This window comes from Methylothermaceae bacteria B42, assembly GCA_001566965.1.
Taxonomy (GTDB): domain Bacteria; phylum Pseudomonadota; class Gammaproteobacteria; order Methylococcales; family Methylothermaceae; genus Methylohalobius.
Map to the genome: position 1 here is coordinate 1 of LSNW01000005.1, position 26,315 is coordinate 26,315.

Below are 26,315 nucleotides of genomic sequence, written 5' to 3' on the forward strand. Positions count from 1 at the left end.
AATGCGTCACTATAACGTTGGGACATCGTTTAATTCCTCTGTTTTATAGAGGCGACAACTAGTCTGACGCAGGGGGGCACCGAACCGGGGTTCATTTCAAAATGGTAAGGGGTGGGGATGAAGTCGAGGGGGTATTCCAGGGAAAGATCCTGCAAGGGTTCCTTGGATTGTACGTAGTCGTAAAGGTTGTCCGCCTGGAAGGTTTGTTTATTCCAAGGGTCTTTGTTGAGGATGATCAAGGCTTCTTCCCGGCTGCAGTTGGAGGCCTTCCAAAAGAATAAAGTGGGGCTGTGGTCGTGACTGAGAACGTTGAGCGGGCCGTCTTCCTGAAAAACCTTGTGGCTGGCTTTGATCCGGTTAATCTGGCTGATGAAGCCGGTTAAATCAATATCCGTTGCTTCCCAATCCTGCGGCGTGGTTTTGACCACGTGCAGGGGCTTTTCAAACCCGAATTCATAACCCATGGGCATCATCACGCCCGCGGAAAACAATGCGGCGAAGGCGTAACGCTGTTTTAAAACGTCGACATTGTGTCCTGCCTCCTGGAACAACCTTGGGGTGTCATGGCTTTCCGGGAAGCTGATGGAGGGCACGAATTCCCGGATCAGTTGATATTGTTCAATCAGCCAGGGGCTGCTGTAGTCCCACCACTTAGAGCTATTGAAAATATAATCGAACCCCGCCTGGGCGGTTTCCTTGGTTTGATCGGCGGTGCAGCCCAGGGTTTCGGCGGCGAAAACCGTATCGGGGTACTTGGTTTTGATGTCGTGAATCAACCGCTGCCACCAGTCTTTTGGGATCTGATAAGCCGCATCGCAGCGGAATCCCTTAAACCCCAGGCCGATATAGTGCTCTACAATCTTGAGAAAATATCGATAAAGCACTTCCGGTTCGGCGGTATGCCGATGGTCGAAGCGGGCCAGATCGTACCATACGACTTTTTTGCCGTCTTCCATGCAGTAAGGATGCTCGATTTTGCCGCCACCATCCCGGGCGAACCATTTGGGGTGTTTTTTCACTAATTCAGAATCCACGGCGCAGTGATTGATGACCAGATCAATCATAAAGCGGACGCCGTGTTTCTTTTCCCCCTTTTGAATGACTTCTTTGATTTGGGTTTCCGGTTTTTTGCGGGAACGCTTGTTGACCAGCTTGGGATGGATAGCGAAATAATCGGCAATGGAATAGAGGCTGCCGGAACGTCCGGGTTTCTGGATGGGATTGACAAAGATCCAGTCGAAACCCATAGCGGCGGCGCGTTCGATATGTTGGTCCCAGTGCTTGAATTCACCGGCCAGTAAAGGAAATAAATTATAGATTCTCATCAACGTTGTACCCATCCGTTCAAGTGATAGATCATTGGGTTTCGGGGATTTAGCTGAAAAGCGTGCGCGCCCTCAGGAAAGGGTTTATGGCGTCCCTGAAGGCCGTCCCCGATGTCCACGAAGCAAGGAACCCGGATTATTTATCCCGAATATATTCGTAGATATTGAGATAGTGTTGCCCGGGATGTTTCCAGGAATAGTCATAGCGCATGGCATTGCGGATCAGCTCGCGGAAATGCTCCGGATACTGATAATAACAAGCGATGGCACGGGACAGGGCAGACTCGATGCCGCCATAGTCATAGTCGTTGAAGACGTAGCCGTTACGCTCATGCAAGGGCTTGTCGTGGGCATAATCCTTGTCGAAGACAGTATCGGCCAGACCACCGACGGCACGGACAATGGGAATGGTGCCGTAACGCATGGCGATCAATTGGGTCAGCCCGCAAGGCTCGAACAAACTGGGCACCACAATCATATCCGCTCCGGCATAGATCAAGTGGGCCAAATCCTCGTCAAAGCCGATTTCCAGATGGCAGTCGGGAGAATCGTTGAGGTGGCGCTTGAGTTCCCAGAAATAATTGTTGATTTCCATGTCAGGGCTGGAACCCAACAGCACGAACTGGGCATTGTTGTTCAAAGCATAGAACAAAGCGTGGCGGACCAGATCGAGCCCCTTTTGCGGGTCCAGCCGGCCAATGAAGGCGATAATCGGCTTTTCATTGTCCGCCAGCAACAGCCGGTGCCGCAAGGCCCGTTTGTTGTCGTATTTCTTATCGATGGAATCTACGTTGTAGTGAACAGGAATATGGGAGTCGATTTCCGGGTTCCAAACATCGTAATCAATCCCGTTCACAATCCCGCCGTATTTGTGCTGGTGGGTCTGTAGCGTCGGTTCCAATCCGAATCCCTGGCCGCCGTGCATGGTTTCTCCGGCATAGCGGGGAGAAACGGTGGTGACAAAATTGGAATAAACGATGCCACCCTTCATGATATTCAGAGCATGGGGAATATGGTTGTCGAGCAGGCGATCCGGGTGAAAATAATACTCGGGCCGGTGCAGTCCGGTAGCCGCCAGCAGAAAATCTCCGGTGATGCCTTGATGTTTGAAATTATGGATCGTAAAGCAAACCCGCGGATGGATCATCCCCAAATGCTGATAGATTTCGTAGAGGAATACCGGCACCAGCGCGGTTTGCCAGTCATGGCAGTGAATGATGTCCGGGTGCTTGCCGGATTTGTATAAAAATTCCATGGCCGCCCGGGAGAAAAAGGCAAACCGTAATATATCGTCGTCAAAGCCATAAATCGAACCCCGGTTGAAAAAATTGTCCTGGGAGTGGGGTTCGATAAAAAAACATTTACGGCCGTGGACAAATCCAAACCAAACGGTGCAATGGATATGCCCGTCGTACCACGGTACCCAGAGGTCTTCCATGGTGACATACAGCTCCCAAATATGGTCGTACCGCATGCAATCGTATTTGGGCAGAATGATTTCCACGTGGTTGCCGCGCAGTTCCAGCTCCCGGCTGAGTCCCATGACCACATCGGCAAGCCCGCCCACTTTTGCCAGAGGGGCCAATTCCGGCGTGATTTGTACGATATACATAGGCGGATACTGTGGTCCTGGAGGCGGTTCGTGATGTTCGGGTTGCGGCGCCGGTGTTTCTTCCGCGGGAGGTTCCTGGGGAATGGGCGGGGCGACCGATTCGGCGGCTTCCACAGGTTCAGGCGTGGGCGCCAGCGGGGTTTCTGGCTCTGGATACTCTGGCTTTTTCTCTTCTTTTTTGGTGACAGGTTCTGCCTGCGGAGCAGGTGTAATTTCCCCGGCCGGCTTTTGTTCTGCTTTTTCTTTTGAGCTGACCGCCTCTTTGCTTTCCTCAGACGGGGCTTTTTTTTCTTCCTCAGGTTTTTGAGGGGGAACCAAGAGCGCTTTTCCCTTACCTGTTTCCTCCGGCTTTCGCTTCGGCGCAACAGACTTCTTTGGCGTGGTGGCTTTCTTTTTGCCAGACGGTTTGGACGAGGTGTTTTTATCTGAGCGTTTTTTTACCATATCAAGTACTTCAAGATGAGAAGGATAAAAAGCTAGCTATGTTTTGGACAGTAATCGCGGAAATCCAGGTCAGGAAAAATAGCATCCATGGTTTCCAGCGCCACCAGATAACGTTCGTTAATTCGATGATTCCTGATGGCATCCATGAGGTAATTAAACCTAGCCAAATGGTCGGTAATCCGCTTGTTGGCGTAGTCAACCGTGGTTCCCGATTGCATTATAAACGGCCAGTCCGAACCTTGAGCAAGTAAAAGTGAACGGGCCGCCTGGTCTAGGGCTCTTTCTAGCCATGGCGGGTTCGATTTGTCCCGCCATTGGCAAGCAACGGCTTCCAGTTCCGATTCGGCCTTATGCAGCAACGGGTAAATCCAATCATTGGTATCATTGATCCAAAAGCTGGAATAACCCTGACCGCCCCAACTAGAAGCAGAAGGGGTAGCAACCGGATGGTCAGGAAATGCCTTCAAATAGTCGCCGCAAGTAGCCAACTGGGGGCCGTCAGGATTGGTGGCGGCTTGTCTCAATACCGCTTCCAGCCAGACAGGGCCTTCGAACCACCAATGCCCGAACAGCTCGGCATCGTAGGGGGCGACGAGGACGGGCGGAATTTCCATGCTCTCAGACAACTTTTCGATTTGGCGCTGGCGTTTTTGTAGAAAATCCACGGCGTGGAGGCGGGCCTTTTCTCTGGCCCTTTGCGGCTCATAAACCGCTTTTGGCCGGTCACCGCCTGTAACCCGATAATACTTGATGCCGGTATTGATGCGGATTTTTCCTTCCGGCAAACAAGGCGCCAGATATCCCAGATCGAGATCAAAACCGATATCCCGATAATATTCCCGGTAGTCGAAGTCGCCAGGATAACCTTCCTGGGCGCTCCAGACCTGACGCGAGGATTCGGGGTCGCGGCCGAAGGCCATGACCCCATTACCGCAGTCCAAGGGCTCGTAAACCTCGCATCTCGGCCTTTGGCTGGCGTGCAGAATGCCATGGGTATCAACAAAGAAATAGCTGATGCCGGCTTCCAGTAAAAGCGATTCCAGTCCGGGATAATAGCCGCACTCGGGCAACCAGAAGCCTTGGGGGAGTGCCCCAAAATACGATTCAAAGGTTTGCAGGCCGATTTGAATTTGATTGCGCACCGCGGTGTCGCTGACGCTTAGCAGGGGCAAAAATCCGTGGGTAGCCGCAGTGGTGAGCAATTCAAGATTGCCCACTTGTTGGTGTTTTCTGAAGACGGAAAGCAGATCTCCATGATAGCGTTCTTGAAAATTTTGGAGCGTCTTAGAGAAAAGGCGATGGTAAAACCGGGCCAGATTGTGCATGGCCGGATCACCCTTGGTTCTTGCGATTTCCTTTTCCGCCAAATCAATAAGATTTTGCAAATAAATAATATACCGGCTCTGAAGAAGCTCATCCGCGAGCATGGTAATCAGGGTTGGCGACAAGGAAAGGCTCAGGCGGAATGGAATACTATCTTCCAGGAGACGTTCGAACACTTGGAGCAAAGGCAGATAACATTCAGTTATTGCCTCAAACAACCATCTTTCCTCAAGGAAATCACCAGCTTCCGGATGACGAACATAAGGTAAATGCGCGTGAAGGACGAGGCAAAGAAAGCCTTTTTTCATAGGCGGGAAGCATTGATTCCCTGACCGGATTGAGACTTTTCTTGGTGACCGGTTATTTCCTGGGATGGGTTTTCCAAACTCATAGCGATCCTTTTTTGACGTAATGCAGCCCGAATTTCCGCATCGATGCTTTCTTCGTCATACGGGTTAATTGGCAATTTCATTTCCCGGGGTGCGGGAAGCAAATCCAATACCTTTAGCATATTTTTGCCCGCAAGGGTTTTTTTGATTTCGGCGTCGATGAGGGCTTCGTCATAGAAGATTTTGTCTTCTTCTGAAACTTCCAGCCGCGTCTTCCGACGGGGCAAATCCCCCTGGACCACTGTCAATCTAGCTCTGGGTACATGAATGGTATTGGAGACTGCAAAGGCAGTGAATTTATGCTCGGCCCGTATGCCTATTTCAACGAGGTACCAGGTATCATCTATGAGCAGAGTAATCTTTTTACTTTTGGAAAACGGCTTCAAACCTATATCAAACCACAGCTTTGACTTAGAAGGTTTTTTAACGCCGTCCGGCAACCAATGCACTCTAAGCACGAACTTGCCTCGTTTTAGCAAAGCCGCTTTGTCATCGGCCAACGCCCAGTAGGCGTGCAGGTGATAAGGGTCTACCGGCAATATCACGATTTCTGTCGTCTTAGAGAAATAAGCCGGTGCGTATTTTTGCGAGATCTCGTCACCAATTGCTTTCATTTCTTGGGGTGAGAGGGATTTGCTAGAAGGACACTCCATTGATGGCAACTTCTTTATTCAAAATTTTTTTCCTTCCATATTACCCTACGCGGTAACAATTCAAAATTGGCTGATTCAGTAATTGCGTGAACATCGCCATATCGGGTTTCATCAAATTTGCAGTCCCGCCAACAATATAAGAAACTTCCCCGCCACAACCTTTCATCCTCAGGAGATTAATCACCATGCTAAATAATCAGGAATGGTTCACGGAAATTGACGAAGACAACCACAGCGCCTTTTCCCTCAAAATCAGGCGCAAACTACATGAAGAGCAGACCCGATTCCAGAAAATCGAGATCTATGAAACCGAAGGTTTCGGCAATTTGATGGTGATTGATGGATTCATCATGCTGTCGAGCCGGGACAATTTTCTTTATCACGAGATGATGACTCACCCTGTCCTCTTTTCCCATTCCCATCCCAAAGATGTATGGATCATCGGCGGCGGCGATTGCGGCAGCTTGCAAGAAATTCTGAAGCACCCAGAGGTAAAATCGGCCATTCAAATCGAAATTGACGAGCGAGTCACCCGGCTGTCTGAACAGTATTTCCCGGAACTTTGCCAAGCTAATGGCGATCCCCGGGCGCAATTGAAGTTTGAAGATGGCATCCGCTGGGTTGAAGAAGCCCGAGGCAACTGCGTTGACGTCATTATTGTGGACAGCACCGATCCGTTGGGACCTGGAGAAGGTTTATTCACCGAAAGGTTTTACCGCAATTGCCTGCGTTGCCTGCGGCCCGAAGGGCTGCTCATTCAGCAAAGCGAGTCTCCCCTGTTCCACCCCCATATCCTGCATCCCATGCGCAAGGCTATGAAGTCCGCAGGATTCAAAGAACTTCACACCTTGTTTTTTCCTCAACCTGTGTATCCATCCGGCTGGTGGAGCGGGACGATGGCTTGCACAGACAGCCTTGGCAAATTGAGAGAGGAAGATCTACGCAACAAGCCCTTTTCCACTCGATATTACAATGAGCATACCCACCACGCGGCTTTTGCGGCGCCTGATTTCTTTCTCGAAAATATTGAGCAACTGGAAAACTAAAGGCGTGAGAACCAGGTAAGGCTCCACGGGGCTGTCGATGACGTGTTTTTGGCAGGGAGAACAAAACATGGACATATCTATTGCACTTTCCGGAACAGCCCCATGAAACCATTCCGATACGACCAGACAGTGAGCAAAAGACGGGCAGGCAACCACCTGCCCATTCAGGATAATTTCAGGGACAGGGTTTCAAACTAGAATAATAGGCTGCGAGATTGGCGATGTCTTCATCGCTAAGGCCCGCAGCCATACCGTTCATTAGTTGCGCGGTACGGGTTTTATCTTTATACGCTTTTAATGCTTTAACAATATAGGCTTCTTTTTGGCCCGCCAGGTTGGGATAGGAAGTGCCCGCGGCGCTGATTCCGTTGGCACCATGGCAACCTACACAACCCTTGGACTGGCTAATTTGTTTGCCTGCTTCCGCATCGGCGGCCAAAACGGGAAATTGACACACAGCCATTACAGAAAACAACGTTATGCTGATTAAAAATTTATACTTTTTCATTTACTCCTCCCTTCTTGCATTAAGGCACTGTACAGATCACCAAATCTATAAAGCATTGTCAATCTTTCGGCAACCAATTTTGGCATTTAGACAAGCCCATTGTGAAGATAATGAATATTACTTGCTTTCCGGCTCGGTAGCTCAAAAAGACATCAAGCCAAAAGGTTATTATTCCTATAAATTCAATATGTTATATGAGACATTATGACAGCTTTTAAAACTTATCATTATCTCGAGCGACTTGGAAACTTGATCCGGGCAGAAGCTAGAAAAACTAAAGCTAAGTTGCAACCCGTGCAACTGGAAATGCTGCACTACTTGAATATTTGTAACCGTTACAGTGATACACCCGCCGCTATTACTGAATATTTGGGGCTTACCAAAGGCACAGTTTCGCAGTCCCTTAGCGTACTGGAAAGCAAGGGGTACCTGAGCAAAACCATTGATAAAAAAGATCGCCGCGTCGTGCATTTAAAGTTAACCAAGAAAGGGCGGGATATATTAGCCGGCAGCCTGCCCCCCAAAGTATTAACCATGGGTTTAGAAAGGTTGCCGCCGCAGCAACACGCGCAAATTATTGACAGCTTGCACCATTTGCTCAGTGCAATGCAGGAATCCCACGGGCTTAAAACCTTTGGCGAATGCAGGACTTGTCACAGATTAAACCGCGATGAAAACGGCTATTCCTGCCAGCTGACCGGTCAAACGCTTCGCGAGGAAGAAACTGAACTTATTTGCCGGGAACATTTGACGCCCAAGCCCCCGGCAACCAATAAAGTAGCCTGATCCCCCTCCGATAACGAAGGGGGGACCTTCCTTTACTACCAGTGATAGCCTTTTTCCTCGTGTAGCACAATATCCAGGCCTTCGGTTTCTTCGTCGCGGGAAACGCGCAATCCCAAAAGAGCATCAAGCAATTTCAACAAAACGAAGGAAACCACGGCACACCAAGCTACTGCCGATATCACTGCAATCGCTTGCACGCCGACCTGGTGACCAATAGTCACGCTATCGGGCAACCCCAGTCCTCCCAACGATTCAGCAGCCAAAATTCCTGTCATGAGAGAACCGAGTATGCCGCCGATTCCGTGAACGGGGAAAACATCGAGCGAATCATCAATTTTCAAGACCCGCTTGATAATCTGAGTGGCGGTAAAACAAATGCCACCCGCCAGCACACCCAAAACCATTCCTCCCAATGGACCAACATAACCCGAGGCCGGAGTAATCGTTCCCAAGCCGGCTACCATTCCGGTCACCACACCGAGAGCGCTGGGTTTTCCAAACCGGATCCATTCAATGAACATCCAAGTCAAAGCCCCTGCCGAGGCGGCAATGTGGGTTGCCAAAATGGCCATGCCCGCAGCGCCATTGGCGGCCAAGGCGCTGCCGCCATTAAAGCCGTACCATCCCACCCAAAGCATACCGGCACCAGAAACTGTCATGGTCATATTATGCGGCGGCATGGGGACATCGGGAAATCCCCTGCGCGCCCCCAAAACCAATGCTGAAACCAACGCCGCCACGCCACAAGTGATATGCACGACGATACCGCCGGCAAAATCCATCACCCCCAAGTCAAACAGCCAGCCGCCGCCCCATACCCAGTGACAAATGGGTACATAGACCAACAGTAGCCATAATGCACTGAAACAAATCATGGCTGAAAACCTCATCCGCTCGGCAAAGCCGCCCACAATCAGAGCCGGAGTAATGATGGCAAAGGTCATTTGAAACATCAGGAAAACGGACTCGGGCAGGTTACCGGTCAGGCTCTCAGGTCCAATTCCGTTGGCAAAGACCTTGGAAAAACCGCCAATAAATGGATTGAGTCCACCCCCATCGGTAAATGCCAGACTGTATCCCACTGCCAGCCATAATAAAGAGACGACACCTGCAATCACGAAACATTGCATCAGCACCGACAGAACGTTTTTGACCCGCACCAGCCCGCCGTAAAACAGCGCCAGACCTGGCAATGTCATAAACAAGACAAGCGCCGTCGAAGCAAGAATCCAGGCGGTATCCGCACCATTCATCTGATCAGCCCACGCTGGCACCGGGCCAAGCATGGCAACGCTAGCAAATAGCCATTTTCGACTTATTATTTTCATGCTTATCTCCGAGTCGATTCAAAGAGCATCCATGCCGGATTCACCAGTTCGAATACGCACCACCTGTTCCAGAGAAGAAACAAACACCTTGCCATCTCCAATCTTACCGGTGCGCGCTGATTTGACAATGACTTCCACCACCCGGTCGACAAAATCTTCCGCCACCGCCACCTCAACCTTTACCTTGGGAAGAAAATCCACCACATATTCCGCGCCGCGGTACAACTCGGTATGTCCCTTTTGCCGCCCATAACCCTTGACTTCGGTGACAGTCATCCCGGCAATGCCGATATCGGACAAAGCTTCGCGGACATCGTCCAGCTTAAAAGGCTTTATGATTGCAGTAATCAATTTCATTAGCTTACTCCTCCAGGTAACAAACAAATTTTCCCGCAAACTATGCCCCAAAATGGGGCAAAATACAATGAAAGCCAGCACTCCATATCCTGAAAACATTCCAACCCGCGTACTTAAAAAACACCATTCTAGACCTTAACAGCCAATCGGCTTTATTTAATAACCAAAATTTATATTCATACGCGCTTAAGTAATTTCTTGGGTTTTTAATGAATAAATTTTTAGCATTCAAGAGTTTAGAGTCCTTAAGTAGAATCCTTTCGTGCGGCCAGCCAGGGCAGTATTACCTGGCTGGTCGTTTTTTCCAAGCAAGCCGAAGGGAACAAAATGGATTGCAAAACAGCCATCAACCAACTAAAATGCAATCATCGAAATCATTGATTGCAGATTATCACTCATGGCCAGTTTGACCATCCGAAATCTCGATGAGGACATCAAGCAACGTTTGAAGTTAATTGCCGCCCGTCATGGCCATTCCCTGGAAGAGGAAGCGCGTCAGATTCTCCGGCGGGCTGTCCTGAAGGAAAGAGGCGCTTCCGGCCTTGCCACCCGCATAGCACGGCGCTTCCGGGAGGTAGGCGGAGTAGATCTGCCACAACCTGAACGCTCAAAACCCCGTAACCCGCCCTGTGTTACTGAAGACAACTAAGCAATGGTGCTGCTTGATACGAACGTATTGTCTGAATTGATGCGCCCGGCGCCCAATCCCAAGGTCATGGACTGGTTGGATGGTTGGCCCGCGGAAGATGTCTGGATCTCCGCCATCACGATGGCGGAGATTTTATTTGGAATCCGTCTGCTGGCTGATGGCAAGCGCAAATCAGACTTATTGCGGTTGGCCGAAACCATGTTTCAGGAAGATTTCGCCGGGAGCTGCCTTCCTTTCGATGATCTTGCAGCCAAAAACTATGCGGATATTGTTGCCGCAAGAAGACAAGCCGGGCACCCCATCACTGTGGAAGACGCCCAAATCGCCGCTATCGCCACATCCTGCCACCTGCTTTTGGCGACACGCAACACGAGAGACTTCGAAGGCATCAATAACTTGACTGTCATTAATCCATGGGAATAACCAGTACATTTTCTCGGGTGGATGACACAACGAACTTTTGCGGATCGCATCTGAACATTCGTGCAAAACTGCCCGATCTAGCGTCTTCCCATAGACGGCAAGTCTCGAAATCAACTATGCTAAGTGGATCATTCAATCCAAATGAGGCCTACCATGTTCGATCCCAAAAATCTGGATGATCTGGCGCAACGATTAGCGAACGCGATGCCCGCGGGCCTTCAGCATCTGCGCGAGGACATGGAAAAGAATTTCCGCGCCATTTTACAAAGCGCCTTTTCCCAAATGAATCTGGTCAGCCGGGAAGAATTCGAAGTCCAGGCCGCCTTACTCAAACGCACCCGGGAAAAGCTGGAATCCCTGGAAAAACAAGTGGAAGCACTAGAGCAGCAGCTCAAGCCCTGAATGTCCCTCGCCCTCGTTTACAGCCGGGGTCAGGCAGGCATTGATGCGCCAGAGGTCTGCGTCGAGGTACACCTGGCAAACGGTCTACCGAGCCTGGCCATTGTTGGCCTGCCGGAAACCGCAGTCAAAGAAAGCAAAGACCGGGTCAGAGCGGCGCTGATCAATTGCGGCTTTGACTTCCCCACCCAACGCATCACCGTCAATCTCGCCCCCGCCGACCTTCCCAAGGAAGGGGGGCGTTTCGATCTGGCCATTGCTCTGGGGATCTTGGCCGCATCCCAGCAAATCCCCGCAAACAATTTATCCAACTTTGAATTTTTGGGAGAACTGTCGTTAAGCGGTGAACTGCGGCCCTTCCGCGGCGCCCTCCCCGCTGCCCTCCAATGTAAAAAATCCGGCCGGACAATGATTCTGCCTACCGATAACAGTGATGAAGCCGCGCTGGTACAAGGGCTGGAAGTGCTTCCGGCTCATCACTTGCTGGAAGTGTGCGCTCACTTGCAAAACCGGCAACTGCTTTCACCACACCCGTCACCCGCAGTAACCTCTATCTCACAGGATACCTTGGACTACGCTGAAGTACGGGGACAGTATCAAGCCAAGCGGGCCATGGAAGTCGCTGCTGCAGGTGGACACAACCTTCTTATGATCGGTCCGCCAGGATCGGGCAAATCCATGCTCGCGCAACGATTGCCGACGATTTTGCCGCCACTGACAGAAGAACAAGCCTTGGAAAGCGCCGCCATTGCTTCTATCAGCGGACTTCCCCTGGAAGCCTCCGGCTGGCGCCGCCCACCGTTCAGAGCCCCCCATCACACCGCCTCGGCGCCTGCGCTGGTGGGCGGTGGCGGACAACCCAAACCCGGTGAAATCAGTCTCGCACATAACGGGGTTTTATTTCTGGATGAGCTACCGGAATTCAACCGCAAGGTTCTGGAAGTTCTGCGCGAGCCCTTGGAAAACGGCCATATCACCATTTCCAGGGCCGCTCACCAAGCCCACTTCCCAGCCCGGTTTCAACTAATCGCCGCCATGAATCCCTGCCCTTGCGGCTATCACGGCGACCCATCCGGCTGCTGCCATTGCACTCCGGAGCAAATCCGCCGCTACCGGGAGCGCATCTCCGGCCCCCTGTTGGACAGAATTGATATTCACATCGAGGTCTTGTGCCAAACAACGGAACTGCTCGACGCTGATCATCCCCCTCCCCTTGCCAGCTCTGAAATGCGCGCCCGGGTAGCAAACGCCAGAAAGATAGCTTTGGATCGCTGCGGCAAACTGAATGCGCATCTCAGTGTGAAGGAAATCGATCAATTTTGCTTAGTGGAAAAATCAGCTCAAACACTTCTCGCCCAGGCCGTGGAACGATTGGGGCTGTCCCACCGGGCTTTTCACCGAGTTCTGAAAATGGCCCGCACCATTGCCGACCTCGATCACAATGAGTCTATTTCCATACCGCATATCAGCGAGGCCATAGGGTACCGGAAGCTGGACCGGAGCCCATTGCAAACCCCAGTGGCTTCAGTCAAATCCAATGCCACTTCTTGAAAAATTTGATATCCGCCGCCGAAAAACTCCTGCCATACTCAATGTCTCCATGCACGCCATGAGGCAAGCATTACCCCAACTCAAAACCGGCAGGCAATCACAAACCATGGATTTTGAAGCATTGAAAAAAGCCGTCGGCTTCCCCATTATTCTGATGAGTTCAAGCGTTATTAAAAGCTTGGCCTTCCTGTCAGGACCTCTTCATTTAAACATGTAAAGGGTTGAATGGAGGGGCTGGTGGTCTGATTCGAAAGCCTCACCGGCAGGGAGGCCGGCGTGGAGCCTACAGGGAAGTATTCACGGCGTTTTTCGAATCAGACCACCAGCCCCCGCATGACTAAATGACGAAGACCTGACCTTCCAGTAAAAATTCTTAATTTCTGAGTGTTTTTGTGTAAAATTGAGAGGTTCGTGACCCCTCACATCTCTGGGGAAACTGGAATTAACATCAACACCAAGCACGAGGAGGGACTCCATGAGTGTATTAGTAGGTAAACCTGCTCCCGATTTTACTGTGCCGGCGGTTTTGGCCGATGGCCAAATTGTCGACGAATTCAACTTTTCTGAAGCCACCAAAGGCAAATATGCCGTTTTGGTATTCTATCCATTGGATTTCACCTTCGTATGCCCCACCGAGCTGATTGCGCTTGATCATCGCGTCGAAGAATTCCAGAAACGCAATACGGAAGTCATTGCCGTTTCCATTGACTCCCAGTTCACCCACAATGCCTGGCGCAACACCCCGGTGGAAAAAGGCGGCATTGGTCCGGTCCGTTATACCATGGCGGCGGATATCGGCCATGAAGTGGTCCGCGCTTACGACGTGGAAGCCGAAGGTCCCCATGTTGCCTATCGCGGCAGCTTTTTAGTTGACAAAGATGGTATTGTTCGCCATCAGGTAGTCAACGACCTGCCACTGGGACGGAACATGGACGAATTGATCAGAATGGTGGACGCGCTGCAATTCTTCGAGCAACACGGCGAAGTCTGCCCCGCCAACTGGAAACCAGGCCAAGAAGGCATGAAGCCAGATCCCCAAGGCGTCGCTCACTTCCTGGAAGAACACGCCAAGGAACTATAAAGCAAATCGCAGATGGCTTGAGTTAAAAAAGCCGCCAGAAGTAAACCTCTGGCGGTTTTTTTCGTTAGCCTTAACTCTGATGTTACGCACGATCCTTCCGCATTATCTTCCCTCTCCCCAACCCTCCCCCACAAAAGGGGGAGGGGGCAAAGGCGGATTCTCTAATCCTGCCACGCCGGCGAGGAAGAGAATGTGGACTGTTCTCCACCCTTCCTCTACAACGGAACGGATAGGAGTAGCGGCAAACCAAACGTTGCTCCCCTCTCCCTGTGGGAGAGGGGCTAGGGGGGGGGGGCAATCCGGACAAGTGCGTAACATCAGCTTAAATTATTTCTTAAGACGATTCACCCGCAGAACTAGCCAGCCACCGTTTGCGGACGAACCAGGCCAATAACAGTCCCAATGCGTAACCTGCCACATGCAAAGCGTACAACTTCATCGTACCGCCGTGATGCAGTGTTGCACTGGCAGGTTTCAGCACTAAAATCCACCATAAAAAAACCACTATATAATAGGCCGCCACGCCGTTTACCGCCCAAAACACGGGTCTTGGGTCATTCATCTGAACCGCTGTCCGGTAAAACCAGATGGCAATGGCGATAGCAATTAATCCTCCTATCATGACACTCCTCCTTATATTTTTTTATTGACTTGACTCAGTTACATCATAAATCCATCTCGATTCATTTGAAATTCAGCCTTATGCTTACATCATCAAAAAGCGGGTGTTCAAATCATATGCACCCGCAATTTTCGATGCCGTCACATTCCTGTGACGGATAAATCATATCCTGTTATAGCGGAAAGCGCTTGTACAACATCAAGCCGCTTGCAAGCAAACCGGATACAATAGGCAATTTAAGGATTAGTCCCAGCGGGAGGATACAATGGGGAAAGCAGCTAAATTCCTTCTTTACAGCATTCTTTCAATCATTCTTATCGTCATTATTGCCGCCGTCGCAGTAATGATTCTCGTGGATCCCAATGACTATAAGGACAAAATCACTGAGGTTGTAAAAAAACAGACGGGTCGCGAACTTGCTATAGAAGGCGACCTAAAACTGTCCCTCTTCCCCTGGATTGGCCTTCAAACCGGCAAATTGGTACTCGGCAACGCGCCAGGCTTTGGCCCGGAACCCTTTGCCGCCATCGAAGAAACCGATATCAAGGTCAAATTACTTCCCTTGTTTTCAAAAAGAGTGGAAGTCAAACACATAGTATTAAAAGGCTTGGCGCTGAATCTGGAGAAAAATGCCAAAGGCATCACCAATTGGGATGATCTGGCCAAAGCCCAAGAGGCCAAAGAAAAAGCAAAACCTTCCCCGCAGGAAGCACCGCCCGAAACCAAAGCAGCGCTTCCGGCATTGGCCCTGGGGGGCTTCACCCTTCAAGATGCCACCGTCGTCTGGAACGACCAGCAAGCCGGCAAAAAAATTCGCATCGAGCATTTGAACGCCCGCCTGGATGCCTTGAAATTCGGCAAACCCACCAATTTTACCCTGGGTTTTTTACTGCAATTGAACGATCCCCCGCTTAAGGAAACCATTTCTTTATCCACAGACCTGGTCATCGCGGAAAACCTAAAGCAATTTGAACTTAATCATTTAAAACTCAAATCCCACACCGAAGGCAGTACTATTCCAAGCGGCCGTCTTGACACTGATTTGAACGCTTCCATCGTCCTGGATCTGGACAAGCAAACCCTCAAAGTTACCGGCCTCAAACTGGAAGCGGCAAAAACCGTGGTCAGCGGAAATCTGCAAGGCCAAGGCATTATCGACAATCCCAAAATCAGCGGCAAGCTGAAGACGCGGCTCAACCCCAAACAAACTATGTCGGTTTTGGCCATGGAAGCCCCCAAGACCCAAGATCCCAATGTTCTGGAAAAAGTGGAAATCGATTTTGATCTTCTGGCAGGCAAGGATTCCCTGGCACTTAAAAACCTGCTTTTACTTCTCGACGAGACCCAAATGAAAGGGCACGTCAACCTCAACAATTTTGCCAACCCCAACATCGCATTCAACCTGGAAGCCAATGGGATTGATGTGGACCGTTATCTTCCGCCACCAAGCAAAGCCCCTCAAGCCAAGGCAGAAAAGGCTGCACAACCAGCCCCAAAACAGGATACCCAACCTGGCGAACTGCCCCTGGCGGCCATTGCCGGATTGAATCTGGACGGAAAAATTCATATCGGCAGCGTAAAAGTCAAGGGTTTGAAAATGCAAGACATTTCCCTGACCGCCAAGGGGAAAGACAAAAAAATGACCTTCAAGCCCGTGATTGGCAAGCTTTATCAAGGCTATTCAAAAGCTGTCATCAATATCAACGCCCGCGGGAAAACGCCTGCTTTGGCAATCTCTGAAGAAATGGACAAGGTTCAAATTGAACCTTTGCTGAAAGATTTGACGGGAAAAACTTACCTTGCCGGCACCACGATTTTAAAAACCAATCTCACTACCCGCGGCAAGGATGTGCCGGCTATCAAACGCAACTTGAATGGAAAAATCAATTTTCACGTCAAAGACGGCAGCTTGAATAATGTCCAGATCCTAAAACTCATCAAACAAGGTGAAGCCTGGTGGAAGGGAAAGGGCGCAGTGGGAGGCGAGCAGCTCAACAAGCTCCGCTTCGTGGGCTTGAACTTCCTGGCCAGCGTTAGAAACGGCGTGGTCAATACCGATGAATTCTTAATAGATAGCAGGAAAATCCGGATTGAAGGCACCGGCACCATCGATTTGGTGCAGGAACAACTGGATTACCGGATTACCGCGGTGCGCCTGAAACATAAGGAAGAAGCCGGCAAGGAAGTCGCTTTAGCCAAAGGCATGCCCGTCATTATCAAAGTTACCGGCCCCTTGGGCAAACCCAAATACATGCTGGATGTCGTGCAAATGGCCTACGAAAAAAATAAACAAAAGATTGAAAAAGTGAAGGGGAAAATAGAGAAAAAGGTCGTCAAGAAACTGGAGAAAAAGCTGGGCAAGGAACTGGGCGGCAAAGCCGGTGAAGTGCTCGAAAAAGGCGTGGGCGGCGCACTGAAAGGCCTCTTTGGCAAATGATTCCAGCCCGCCAATTCCAGACAATTCTACTGGATTGGTATGACAAGAATGGACGCAAAGGCCTGCCCTGGCAACACAATCCGACACCTTACCGGGTTTGGGTGTCGGAAATCATGCTCCAGCAAACCCAGGTGGCCACGGTCATCCCCTATTACCTGCGTTTTATGGATGCTTTTCCAGAAGTGCAAAGCTTGGCGTCTGCCGATCTGGACGAAGTCTTGCCCCTGTGGGCAGGCCTGGGTTACTACACCCGCGCCCGCAATCTCCACCGTGCCGCGCAAAAGATTGTCGCAGATTTTGATGGCCGATTCCCTGAAACCCCAGAGCAACTCTCCACCCTGCCCGGCATTGGCCATTCAACCGCGGGCGCCATCATTAACCTGGCATTCAACCGGCCAGCCCCCATGCTGGATGGTAATGTAAAACGCTTGTGGACCCGCCTTCACGGTATCGAAACCTGGCCTGGGGAATCAACCACCGAAAAACAGTTGTGGCAACTGAGCGAGATATATCTGCCCCCAACCCGGTGCCGGGAATATACACAAGCTTTGATGGATTTTGGCGCAACGCTCTGTACCCGCACTGGTCCACAATGCGACCCATGCCCTCTTAAAGACCATTGCCTGGCGTTTAAAAGCGGCAAAGTAGCCTCAATTCCAGCAAAAAAACCAACCAGCCTAAAACCCATCAAAAAGAGTTACTGGTTGGTACTACACAATAATCAAAACCATTTCTTCCTGATCAAACGCCCTCCTTCTGGTATCTGGGGCGGCCTTTGGGCATTTCCCCAATGGGAATCCCGCCACGCATTGGAAAATCATTGCCAAAATACCGGCATTGACCCAAAAAAGATTCAATGGCTGAATAAACAACGACACACCTTCACCCACTTTCACTTGGATTTCACCCCTGCCGTCTATTCCAGCCCGCCATCGGTTCTTGAAATCAAGGAATCCACGGGACAATGGCATCGTTTTGATAATCCACACCTGGCGGCGCCCGCGCCGGTAAAAAAACTCATGCAAGCCCTACTCGTCTAGGCTGCCAGACACGTGTGATAAAATGATCAGACTAAAAACGACGGACTATCTGAGGCAATCCTAAATGGCACGCATCATCAAATGTGCAAAACTCGGCATCGAAGCAGAAGGATTGGACGCTCCACCCTTCCCGGGAGAGGAAGGTAAAAGAATATACCAACACATCTCCAAACAGGCCTGGCAAGAATGGCTGAATTTTCAGACCATGCTCATTAACGAGCACCGACTCACGGTTTTCGAACCCGAAGCCAAAGCCTTCCTTGCCCAAGAACGGGAAAAATTCCTTTTCGGCTCAGGCGCAACCATGCCAGAAGGCTATGTTCCAGTGGCTGAGGACAAAGATCAATCTTGACAGCCACCCCCAATCTTTAGTTTAATACGCGTTTTCCAATACATGGCCAGGTAGCTCAGTCGGTAGAGCAGGGGACTGAAAATCCCCGTGTCGGCAGTTCGATTCTGTCCCTGGCCACCAAATAATCAAAGCCCTGTTGGACTCACCCGATAGGGTTTTTTTATTTGTGTAATACAGGCACATATTGCGGTAAGGAAAGGGCGCAGGATTTAGTTTTTTCTTACATTGTGCTAAGGTTCATGGAATTTTGCATTGAACCTTTTACACACATATGTTGACAAAAATTTTTGCGGTTTTCGGCGTTCTTTTCATTACCGGCAGTGCTTACGCTGATGCGCTAAAACAAGCCATCAAAAAGGAAGAAGGCCTACTTTCCGATTCTGCCCGAAGTCAGAAAAAAATCGATCATTTGGATGATGCCAGCAGGCAAATGCTGGATGAGTACCGCCGTACCCTCAGGGAAATTGAGTCTCTCAAAACCTATACTCAACACTTACAAACGTTAATAAAATCCCAGCGTCAGGAAAAGGCGGAATTGGAAAGGCAAATCCATGAGATAGCAGTGGCTGAACGAGAAATTGTGCCATTGATGATTAAAATGGTGGAATCGCTGGACCAATTCATCAAACTGGATACGCCTTTCCTGCCAGAAGAACGTGGGCAACGAGTGGCGCAACTCAAATCCTTGTTAAAATCCGCAGAAGTAAGCGATGCGGAAAAATTCCGCCGGATTCTGGAAGCCTTTCAAATCGAAAACGAATATGCCCGCACCATTGAAGCCTACCGCGCCGATTTAACCTTGGAAAACCAAACCCGGCCGGTGGATTTTTTAAGGGTGGGTAGAGTGGCATTGTTCTATCAAACCCTGGACGGTGAAACTTCGGGCTTCTGGAACCCTAAACAGCGACGTTGGGAGATTTTACCGGACAATTACCGCCGCCCTATCCGCAAGGGACTTCGCATTGCCCGCAAACAAGCCGCCCCGGATATTCTGACGCTACCCACCCCAACGCCGGAGACAAGTCGATGAATTATCGCTGGTTGCTTTTATTGTTTTTGACTATTGCCAGTCCGCAATGGCTTGCAGCGGCGCCGGGTCCTTTGGATCAATTATTAGAGAAAGTCAAACAACAGCAACAAGAAGTCAGCCAACTGAACCGCGAACGGGAAGCGCGCTTCCGGGCAGAAAAGAGTCAGCAGCAAAGGCTTTTGGCTCAGGCCAAAGCGGAATTGGCCAGGCTGGAGAAACTAAGCAAGGCACTGAAAGCAGAATTTACCGCCAACCAGGAAACCCTGGCCAAGTTGGAGGAGGAACTACAACAGAGCAGTGGCATACTGGGAGAAATCGTTGGCACGGTACGGCAGGCTGCTGGTGACTTGCAGACCACGCTGAAAGAATCTCTGGTTTCCGCCCAGTTTCCCGGACGGGCTGAAAAATTGGCGCCCATCACCAACAGCAAGCGGCTGCCCACCTTAGAGCAACTGGAATCCCTATGGTATCTCTACCAGCATGAGATGACCGAATCGGGCAAGGTTACCAAATTCAAAACCCAAATCCTGACTGCCGGTGGAGAACCACAATCCAGCGAGGTCATTCGCGTTGGCGTCTTCAATGCGCTGGCGCAAGGTCAATATTTACGGTACTTACCAGAGACCGAAGGGCTTATTATGCTTCCACGCCAGCCTGAACGGCGGCTGCAAAAACTGGCTCATGGGTTTATGGACGCCACCGGGGATTACGCCCCTTTGGGCATTGATCCCACCCGCGGCGTACTGTTAAGCATGTTGATTAGCTCACCAACCGTCTGGGAACGCATTCAACAAGGCGGGCTCATTGGTTATATCATCCTGGCATTGGGCGCCATTGGTTTGCTGCTGGCGCTATGGCGCTTTATTGTGCTTAGCGGCATTGGCAAAAAGATAAACGTGCAATTGCAAGATCTGGACAATCCACGTGACGACAATCCCTTGGGCAGAGTGTTAATAGCGGGGCTGCAAGCCAAAAACTTGCCACCGGAAACCATGGAGAACTTGCTTGACGAGGCGATTTTGCGGGAAATTCCAGCCATTGAGCGCGGCATTTCCCTGGTCAAACTGATTACCGCTGTAGCGCCTCTGCTGGGTCTATTGGGAACGGTGACTGGGATGATTGAAACCTTTCAATCCATCAGTCTGTTTGGCACGGGCGATCCCAAGTTGATGGCCAGCGGCATCTCCCAGGCGTTGGTTACGACCATGCTGGGTTTAATTGTCGCCATTCCCTTGTTGTTTATTCATTCGCTGCTGGCCAGCCGAAGCAAAACCCTGATCCAGATCCTGGAAGAACAAAGCGCCGGAGTTATCAGCGCTATTGTGGAAAAACGCGCCGCTTAAACCATGCTACTGTTGGAATCCATTGAAGACTTTCTGGCCCTTGGGGGGCCTGTCATCCAATACATTCTATTGCTCTCCGTTGTGCTTTGGACCCTAGTCACGGAAAGATTTCTGTTTTTCCGCTGGGTCTATCCGAACCTTCGTGATCAGTGGCTGAATCAGTGGTCCCAGCGTCAGGAAAAGCATTCTTGGTATGCTCATAAAATTCGCGAGGCAATGATCTCGAAAGCCCGCCAGCAACTGGGTAAAACGCTTTTGCTCATCAAGGCCCTGGTAGGTTTGTGTCCTTTGCTGGGTCTACTAGGAACCGTCACCGGCATGATTCACATGTTTGACGCCATGGCCGTCTTTGGCAGCGGCAACGCCCGCGCCATGGCCACCCATATCTCCCACGCCACCCTACCCACTATGGCTGGGATGACAGTTGCGATTGCAGGACTGTATTTCACCCAACGGATTCAGCAACGAGTGGAAGAAGAAACCCGCCACCTCACCGACATGCTCCATTTCGACTAAGCCCATGAAACGACGATTTTCCCGCAGCGACGATCAAGAAACCGGTGAAATCAACCTGACGCCCATGTTGGACATTGTGTTCATCATGTTGATTTTCTTTATCGTCACCACCTCTTTTGTCAAAGAAGCCGGCATCGAAGTCAACCGTCCCAGCGCCCAGACCGCCCAGCGTAAGGAACGGGGGAATATCGTCATCGCCATCAAGCCCAATGGTGAAATTTGGATTGACAAAAGGCCGGTGGATATCCGCTCTGTACGGGCAGTGGTTGCCCGGCTGCGGGCTGAAAATCCCTTGGGAACCGTGATCATTGCCGCGGACCGCGACGCCAAAGTCAACATCTTGACCCGGGTGATGGACCAGGTACGCCTGGCAGGGGTTACCGACATGGCCATCGCCGCAACCGCACAGGCCCAATGAACATCCGCTTGTGGCTTACTGCCTCGGCCACCGGGTTGCTCGTTTCCCTGGGACTTTTTTGGCTGATGCAGCTGATGATTTCTACTGAGAACCTAAAGCTGCCAGAAACCGAGCCTATCCGGATGGTGGATTTCGTGCGCTTGAAACCACAACCCAAACTGCCCCCACCTACCCGAAGAGAACCGCCCAAACCGCCGGAAAAAGAACCGCCGCCCCCTAAAATACCCTTGACCACGCCTCGACAAGTGGCAACACAAGCACCAGACATTGATTTACCCCCATTGGATATCCCGCTCAATAGCGAACGACTCACCAGTTCATTGACTGTGGGAGTTGCTCCCGGACCTGGGCTTCAACCCAGCGCCAATCTGATCCCATTGGTTAGAGTCCCACCTCGCTACCCCGTAAGGGCCCAGATGCGCAAAATCGAAGGTTGGGTCAAGATTGAATTTACCATTACCGAAGATGGCTCGGTTAAAGATGCCAGAGTCGTGGAAGCTCATCCCAAGGGCGTATTTGAGCACGCCGCTTTGCAAGCCATCCAGCGATGGAAATTCAAGCCCAAGGAAATTGATGGCCAAAAAGTTCCCCAAAGGGCGGTACAGGTTTTGGAATTCAAGCTGCGCCGGCGATGATGAGACTTACCCGATTATTTCTGCTGTTGATCCTGACCACTACCTCTGGATGGCCGGTTCACGCGGCTACCGTTTCTCCCCAGACTTTCAATACTCTCAAAAAGGCCGAACAGCTTCTCGATAAAAAAGCCTACGGGAAGGCCATTGCGATTTTGCAAGCCCGGTTGAACAAGGTGGGTAAGAAACCCTTGGAACAGGCGTTAATCCTCAGAGCGCTTGCTTCTGCCCATGCTGCCAAAGGCAATTACCAGAGCGCCATCCCCTTATTGGAAAGAGCATTGGCAACCAATGCCCTGACCGATACCCAAAAGCGCCAAGCCCTGAGAATGCTCGGGCAACTATATCTAGCACAAAACCAACCGGCAAAGGCCGTAAAAACCCTGGAATCCTGGCTGAAAACCGCTCCCAAAATAGAGCCGGAAGATTACCTGCTCTTGGCCCATGCTTACACACAACTGAAACGTTACCGCCCGGCTCTCAAATATATCAACCAGGCAATCGCCCAAACTTCCAAGCCCAAAGAATCCTGGATTCAATTGCGGCTCAGCCTTAATTACTATTTGAAAAACTATTCGGCGGCCATTCAGGATTTGCACCGTCTGATCCGAATGAAACCCAACCACAAACCTTACTGGGAGCAATTGACCGCGCTCTATCAATTATCCAGGAAACCCATCACGGCGGCTGCAGTAGTTGAACTACAAGTATTAGTGGATATGTTGACGAAGGAAAAGGAGATCCTGCAAGGCATACAACTGCTCCGGGCCATCCATGTCCCTTACCTTGCCGGCCGAAGATTACAGCAGGAAATGACGAAAGGGCGGGTAAAGAAGACGCTAAAAAATCTAAACCTGCTCGCTTCATGCTGGACTGAAGCCAGGGAATTCAAAAAGGCGCTGCAAGTTTTGGAACGCACTGCCGCTTTAAGCGCCGATGGAAAAATACATTTCCGTCTCGGGCAATTGTATATAGAGCAAGAGCAGTGGCAAAAAGCGGCCCAGGCGCTTCGCTCGGCATTAAAGAAAGGCGGGCTTAAATCACCGGGCAAGGCATGGCTGCTTCTGGGTAGTGTGCTGTACGAAATGAAAAAGACGACCCAAGCAATCCAGGCTTTCAAAAAAGCCTTGCAATACAAACGAACCCGTCAATCCGCCCAGCAGTGGTTGGCTTTTCTCAGCCAAAAAGCCGCATGACAGCAGACGTCCGTAGAAGAATCCGCAGTTTCGTGCGCCGGGAAGGCCGATTTACGCCAGCGCAACAACGGGCTTTGGACACCTTATGGCCAGATTACGGCTTGCATGTTGACAACAGCCTGCAACCGGAAAGGATTTTCGGCCGCAACGCACCATTAATTCTGGAAATCGGCTTTGGTAATGGGGAAAGCTTGATTGAAATGGCCTCAAGTCGGCCGGATCTGGATTTTATTGGTATTGAAGTGCATCGGCCCGGGGTTGGCCGGTTGCTGTTGGCATTGGAAGCCCAAGCACTAAAAAACGTCAAAGTCTATTGCGCCGATGCGGTGGAGGTTTTGGAAAAATGCATTCCCGATGCTTCCCTCCAACGGGTGAATATCTTCTTTCCCGATCCCTGGCATAAGAAAAAACATCACAAACGCCGACTCATCCAACCCGCCTTTATTCAAAGGCTGGAAAATAAGATCGAACCAGGTGGGATACTCCACATCGCTACTGACTGGCCGGATTATGCCCGACACATTGAAGAAACATTAGCCCTTCAGCCTGCATTTTCCCCCATGGATCCTTCTAATATCACCCCACCCCGGCCCTTAACCAAATATGAGTGGCGGGGGCAGCGTTTGGGGCATCCTATTACAGATTTGGCCTATCTTCGCCGTTAGGAAGCCATGGCCTCGGCGGAAGAACCACTGCTGGTGGTTTCGTCCGGCAGGCCTTTCTTGCCTTCGATCATGGCGACAATGCGCTCCAGATCGCGCTGCTGGGCTAGCAGTGGCGCCAATTCCCGCTCCAGTTTTTCAATTTCCACTTCCATGGATTCCTTGGATTGATTGACCTTGCGCAATACCGCCAGACGCTGCTCAATCATCTTCTTGTGTTCTTTGATTTGATGCACCAAGGGCGACAATGCCATGGCGCTCCAATCGGCAGTTTCCTTGTGAACTTTGTGGAGGAGCTTACGGGACTTGGCCAAAACCGCATTGTAGAGCTTCTGGATCACCAAATGCTGTTCCATCAAGGTGGAAGACATGCTGGTGCGGAAATTCTCGCCTTCCGAAAACAAATCTTCCAAAGTCACTTGATAATCTTTGATGGAAAATTCCGGCGGCTTCACATCGCCATAACCATGCTCTTTGTCGAAGGTATGATAGATTTTTTTGACCAGGGTTTGGGTGTCTTCCACCACCTGGACGCCTTCGCTCAAAACCGCGTTAAGATCATCAAAAACGGCTTTCATCGCCTGTTTCATGCCATAGGTGGTAAAGCTCGCCTCCATGGCCTTGGTGTGCTTTTTGATGATCTGGTCAATCCGTTTGGGTGAAAGGGTATCGAGCATCCGTTTGGCTTGCATGGTAAAAACCCGGCGGCTGGCCTGAAAGCTGTCCACGCTTTGCAAATACTGGCTTTGCTGCTGACGGGTTTCATCCATCAACTGCTCGGTCATCGCCTCGTTTTTGACGTCCATGTTGCGCAGTTCTTCCAGCTGTTTGCGCAATTGCTCTGCTTCGGAGCGGACGACGCTCAGGGATTCCCCCACTAGATGGCCTACCCCTTGGGTTACCGATTGGCGCATAATTTCCCGGCGCCCTTCCAGCACATCCTTGGATAAATAATTCTCCAGGTTATGCAGACGGCTTTTTTCCAGCAAGTTTCTATCGTTTTTCACCTTTGCCAGTAACGCCTGTTTGGCGGATAAAGGAAAGATGGATTTTTCATCGACTTTTAATATCTTCGCCGTCGCCGATACTTGGGAGTGGATTGACTTTTCAATATCTGGGTCGCTTTGGATATCATCCCACAGGGTATCAATCTTATTCATAACCACTGCCACGTGACGCTGATCTGAACCATCCAAACCGCGAACGTGGTTTTGCCACATATCCATGTCGCTCTTGGTCACCCCGGTATCGGCAGCCAACACAAACAGAACAGCCTGGGCACTAGGCAGCATGCTGAGGGTCAATTCAGGCTCTGAACCCAAGGCGTTCAAACCGGGCGTATCCAAAATCACCAACCCTTCCTGGAGAAGCGGATGGGGGAAGCTGATAATGGCGTGGCGCCAGCAGGGGATTTCCACGCTTTCCGGCTCGATATCGCCATGATTCATATCCTCGTGATACAAACCCAAGCGCTTGGCTTCTTCGAGAGGGACCCGCTTGACCGCCACCAATTCTTGAAAAGCTTCCTGCATTTGTATGGGAGAGCTTGGGTCCAGATCAATTTGCAACCAGTTGTCTTGCTTCTCTTTATACTCGCTCATGGAAGCGCTATCGAGACGACTCTCAATGGCCAACAGCCGGATGTAGCTGCCTTTTTCTTGATCGTAGAAAATCTCGGTCGGGCACATGGTGGTTCGGCCAGGCGTGGAAGGCAATAAGCGCACACCTGTCTCGGAAAAGAACAACGCGTTAATCAACTCGGTCTTGCCGCGTGAGAACTCTGCTACAAAGGCAATGGTCATTCTCTCGGTTTCGAGATTCTGACGCATTCCAAGCAGGACCTCCTCGACTTCAGTGGTACTGAGGTCGTACTTTTTGAGCCAAGCACGGTATTGTTCTATCGCCTCCACCAGGCGGTTTTTCCATTGGCCATAGGCTTGCAGCTGTTGCTGAAATTGCATCGTACTCATCTCCGGCATTTAAACTCAGGTTTGTGCAATATCCAAAAAGGTCTTACAGGAAGTGTAGCCGAAAAATCCGTGGTGTCCATGTCTGAGGCGACGCACAACACGACGTGTCTTTTCTGCTGATATGACGGTTTCAAGGGCCATTGGGGCGATTCACTACCTGTTGTTTCTTTTCCGTTTAAAAGTAGTTTAGTCCAGAATCTGAAAATTACCCCTAACACAATCC

General features: G+C 50.6%; 27 protein-coding genes and 1 tRNA gene. 19 read left to right on the forward strand and 9 right to left on the reverse strand.

The annotated features are described in order from the left end of the window. Positions 1-29: 29 nt before the first annotated feature. The 4 genes from AXA67_03235 to AXA67_03250 form a co-directional block, all read right to left on the reverse strand. Positions 30-1,325: an alpha-amylase gene (locus AXA67_03235; GenBank protein KXJ41827.1), complete on the reverse strand. Its 1,296-nt coding sequence runs from the start codon at positions 1,323-1,325 to the stop codon at positions 30-32. A gap of 136 nt (positions 1,326-1,461) precedes the next feature. Then, positions 1,462-2,937: a glycogen synthase gene (locus AXA67_03240; protein ID KXJ41905.1), complete on the reverse strand. Its 1,476-nt coding sequence runs from the start codon at positions 2,935-2,937 to the stop codon at positions 1,462-1,464. Between the two features lie 476 nt (positions 2,938-3,413). Continuing rightward, positions 3,414-5,012, reverse strand: a complete 1,599-nt coding sequence (locus AXA67_03245; GenBank protein ID KXJ41828.1) for a glycoside hydrolase — start codon at positions 5,010-5,012, stop codon at positions 3,414-3,416. Beyond that, positions 5,009-5,707, reverse strand: coding sequence for a hypothetical protein (locus tag AXA67_03250; GenBank protein KXJ41829.1), 699 nt, complete (start codon positions 5,705-5,707; stop codon positions 5,009-5,011). The genes AXA67_03245 and AXA67_03250 overlap by 4 nt, the downstream gene beginning before the upstream one ends. 224 nt (positions 5,708-5,931) lie before the next feature. Between AXA67_03250 and AXA67_03255 the strand changes: the two genes are divergently transcribed. Continuing rightward, the gene (locus AXA67_03255; protein ID KXJ41830.1) at positions 5,932-6,792 is read left to right on the forward strand and encodes a spermidine synthase; all 861 of its coding nucleotides are present in this window, start codon (positions 5,932-5,934) and stop codon (positions 6,790-6,792) included. Between the two features lie 175 nt (positions 6,793-6,967). Here AXA67_03255 and AXA67_03260 read toward each other — a convergent pair whose 3' ends face one another. Then, positions 6,968-7,300: a hypothetical protein gene (locus tag AXA67_03260; GenBank protein ID KXJ41831.1), complete on the reverse strand. Its 333-nt coding sequence runs from the start codon at positions 7,298-7,300 to the stop codon at positions 6,968-6,970. Positions 7,301-7,504: 204 nt separating this feature from the next. Here AXA67_03260 and AXA67_03265 point away from each other — a divergent pair, with 204 nt between their 5' ends. Further along, a complete protein-coding gene (locus tag AXA67_03265) occupies positions 7,505-8,086 on the forward strand; it encodes a hypothetical protein (GenBank protein ID KXJ41832.1) in 582 nt (193 codons plus the stop codon). 35 nt (positions 8,087-8,121) lie between these two features. Here AXA67_03265 and AXA67_03270 read toward each other — a convergent pair whose 3' ends face one another. Together AXA67_03270 and AXA67_03275 are read right to left on the reverse strand one after the other, a co-directional pair. Beyond that, entirely contained in the window at positions 8,122-9,414 is a 1,293-nt protein-coding gene (locus AXA67_03270; GenBank protein ID KXJ41833.1) for an ammonia channel protein, read from the reverse strand. A gap of 18 nt (positions 9,415-9,432) precedes the next feature. Next, complete coding sequence (locus tag AXA67_03275; protein KXJ41906.1) at positions 9,433-9,771, reverse strand: transcriptional regulator; 339 nt, start codon at positions 9,769-9,771, stop codon at positions 9,433-9,435. Between the two features lie 397 nt (positions 9,772-10,168). Between AXA67_03275 and AXA67_03280 the strand changes: the two genes are divergently transcribed. The 6 genes from AXA67_03280 to AXA67_03305 all read left to right on the forward strand — a co-directional run bounded on the left by AXA67_03280 (position 10,169) and on the right by AXA67_03305 (position 13,874). After that, positions 10,169-10,420: a plasmid stabilization protein gene (locus AXA67_03280; protein ID KXJ41834.1), complete on the forward strand. Its 252-nt coding sequence runs from the start codon at positions 10,169-10,171 to the stop codon at positions 10,418-10,420. Between the two features lie 3 nt (positions 10,421-10,423). After that, the gene (locus AXA67_03285) at positions 10,424-10,843 is read left to right on the forward strand and encodes a plasmid stabilization protein (GenBank protein KXJ41835.1); all 420 of its coding nucleotides are present in this window, start codon (positions 10,424-10,426) and stop codon (positions 10,841-10,843) included. Positions 10,844-10,996: 153 nt separating this feature from the next. Next, on the forward strand, positions 10,997-11,245 hold the full coding sequence (locus tag AXA67_03290; protein ID KXJ41836.1) for a hypothetical protein: 249 nt from the start codon (positions 10,997-10,999) through the stop codon (positions 11,243-11,245). Beyond that, complete coding sequence (locus AXA67_03295) at positions 11,246-12,793, forward strand: ATP-dependent protease (protein KXJ41837.1); 1,548 nt, start codon at positions 11,246-11,248, stop codon at positions 12,791-12,793. It abuts the gene before it with no gap. Further along, entirely contained in the window at positions 12,780-13,010 is a 231-nt protein-coding gene (locus AXA67_03300) for a hypothetical protein (GenBank protein ID KXJ41838.1), read from the forward strand. Before AXA67_03295 ends, AXA67_03300 begins: the two co-directional genes overlap by 14 nt. Before the next feature lie 258 nt (positions 13,011-13,268). Next, positions 13,269-13,874: an alkyl hydroperoxide reductase gene (locus AXA67_03305; protein ID KXJ41839.1), complete on the forward strand. Its 606-nt coding sequence runs from the start codon at positions 13,269-13,271 to the stop codon at positions 13,872-13,874. 334 nt (positions 13,875-14,208) lie between these two features. On the opposite strand, the gene AXA67_03310 is transcribed toward AXA67_03305, so the two are convergent. Then, a complete protein-coding gene (locus tag AXA67_03310; GenBank protein KXJ41840.1) occupies positions 14,209-14,496 on the reverse strand; it encodes a hypothetical protein in 288 nt (95 codons plus the stop codon). Between the two features lie 265 nt (positions 14,497-14,761). On the opposite strand from AXA67_03310, the gene AXA67_03315 reads away from it, so the two are divergent. From AXA67_03315 to AXA67_03365, 11 genes are all read left to right on the forward strand, one after another. Continuing rightward, the gene (locus AXA67_03315; protein ID KXJ41841.1) at positions 14,762-16,933 is read left to right on the forward strand and encodes a hypothetical protein; all 2,172 of its coding nucleotides are present in this window, start codon (positions 14,762-14,764) and stop codon (positions 16,931-16,933) included. After that, positions 16,930-17,973 carry a hypothetical protein gene (locus AXA67_03320; protein KXJ41842.1) on the forward strand — a complete coding sequence of 348 codons (1,044 nt, stop codon included), beginning with the start codon at positions 16,930-16,932 and terminating at the stop codon, positions 17,971-17,973. Before AXA67_03315 ends, AXA67_03320 begins: the two co-directional genes overlap by 4 nt. 64 nt (positions 17,974-18,037) lie before the next feature. Beyond that, the gene (locus AXA67_03325; protein KXJ41843.1) at positions 18,038-18,325 is read left to right on the forward strand and encodes a Fe(2+)-trafficking protein; all 288 of its coding nucleotides are present in this window, start codon (positions 18,038-18,040) and stop codon (positions 18,323-18,325) included. A 44-nt stretch (positions 18,326-18,369) separates the two neighbouring features. Continuing rightward, positions 18,370-18,445 (forward strand) — tRNA-Phe (locus tag AXA67_03330). A gap of 151 nt (positions 18,446-18,596) precedes the next feature. After that, positions 18,597-19,355, forward strand: a complete 759-nt coding sequence (locus AXA67_03335; GenBank protein KXJ41844.1) for a hypothetical protein — start codon at positions 18,597-18,599, stop codon at positions 19,353-19,355. Next, entirely contained in the window at positions 19,352-20,698 is a 1,347-nt protein-coding gene (locus AXA67_03340; GenBank protein KXJ41845.1) for a hypothetical protein, read from the forward strand. The genes AXA67_03335 and AXA67_03340 overlap by 4 nt, the downstream gene beginning before the upstream one ends. Before the next feature lie 3 nt (positions 20,699-20,701). Beyond that, entirely contained in the window at positions 20,702-21,214 is a 513-nt protein-coding gene (locus AXA67_03345; GenBank protein ID KXJ41846.1) for a biopolymer transporter ExbB, read from the forward strand. A 4-nt stretch (positions 21,215-21,218) separates the two neighbouring features. Further along, positions 21,219-21,632 carry a biopolymer transporter ExbD gene (locus tag AXA67_03350; protein KXJ41847.1) on the forward strand — a complete coding sequence of 138 codons (414 nt, stop codon included), beginning with the start codon at positions 21,219-21,221 and terminating at the stop codon, positions 21,630-21,632. Next, the gene (locus tag AXA67_03355; GenBank protein KXJ41848.1) at positions 21,629-22,267 is read left to right on the forward strand and encodes a hypothetical protein; all 639 of its coding nucleotides are present in this window, start codon (positions 21,629-21,631) and stop codon (positions 22,265-22,267) included. Before AXA67_03350 ends, AXA67_03355 begins: the two co-directional genes overlap by 4 nt. Beyond that, positions 22,267-23,460: a hypothetical protein gene (locus AXA67_03360; GenBank protein KXJ41849.1), complete on the forward strand. Its 1,194-nt coding sequence runs from the start codon at positions 22,267-22,269 to the stop codon at positions 23,458-23,460. Before AXA67_03355 ends, AXA67_03360 begins: the two co-directional genes overlap by 1 nt. After that, a complete protein-coding gene (locus AXA67_03365; protein KXJ41850.1) occupies positions 23,457-24,125 on the forward strand; it encodes a tRNA (guanine-N7)-methyltransferase in 669 nt (222 codons plus the stop codon). The genes AXA67_03360 and AXA67_03365 overlap by 4 nt, the downstream gene beginning before the upstream one ends. Here AXA67_03365 and AXA67_03370 read toward each other — a convergent pair. Beyond that, complete coding sequence (locus AXA67_03370) at positions 24,122-26,092, reverse strand: dynamin family protein (GenBank protein KXJ41907.1); 1,971 nt, start codon at positions 26,090-26,092, stop codon at positions 24,122-24,124. The genes AXA67_03365 and AXA67_03370 overlap by 4 nt on opposite strands. Positions 26,093-26,315 lie beyond the last annotated feature (223 nt).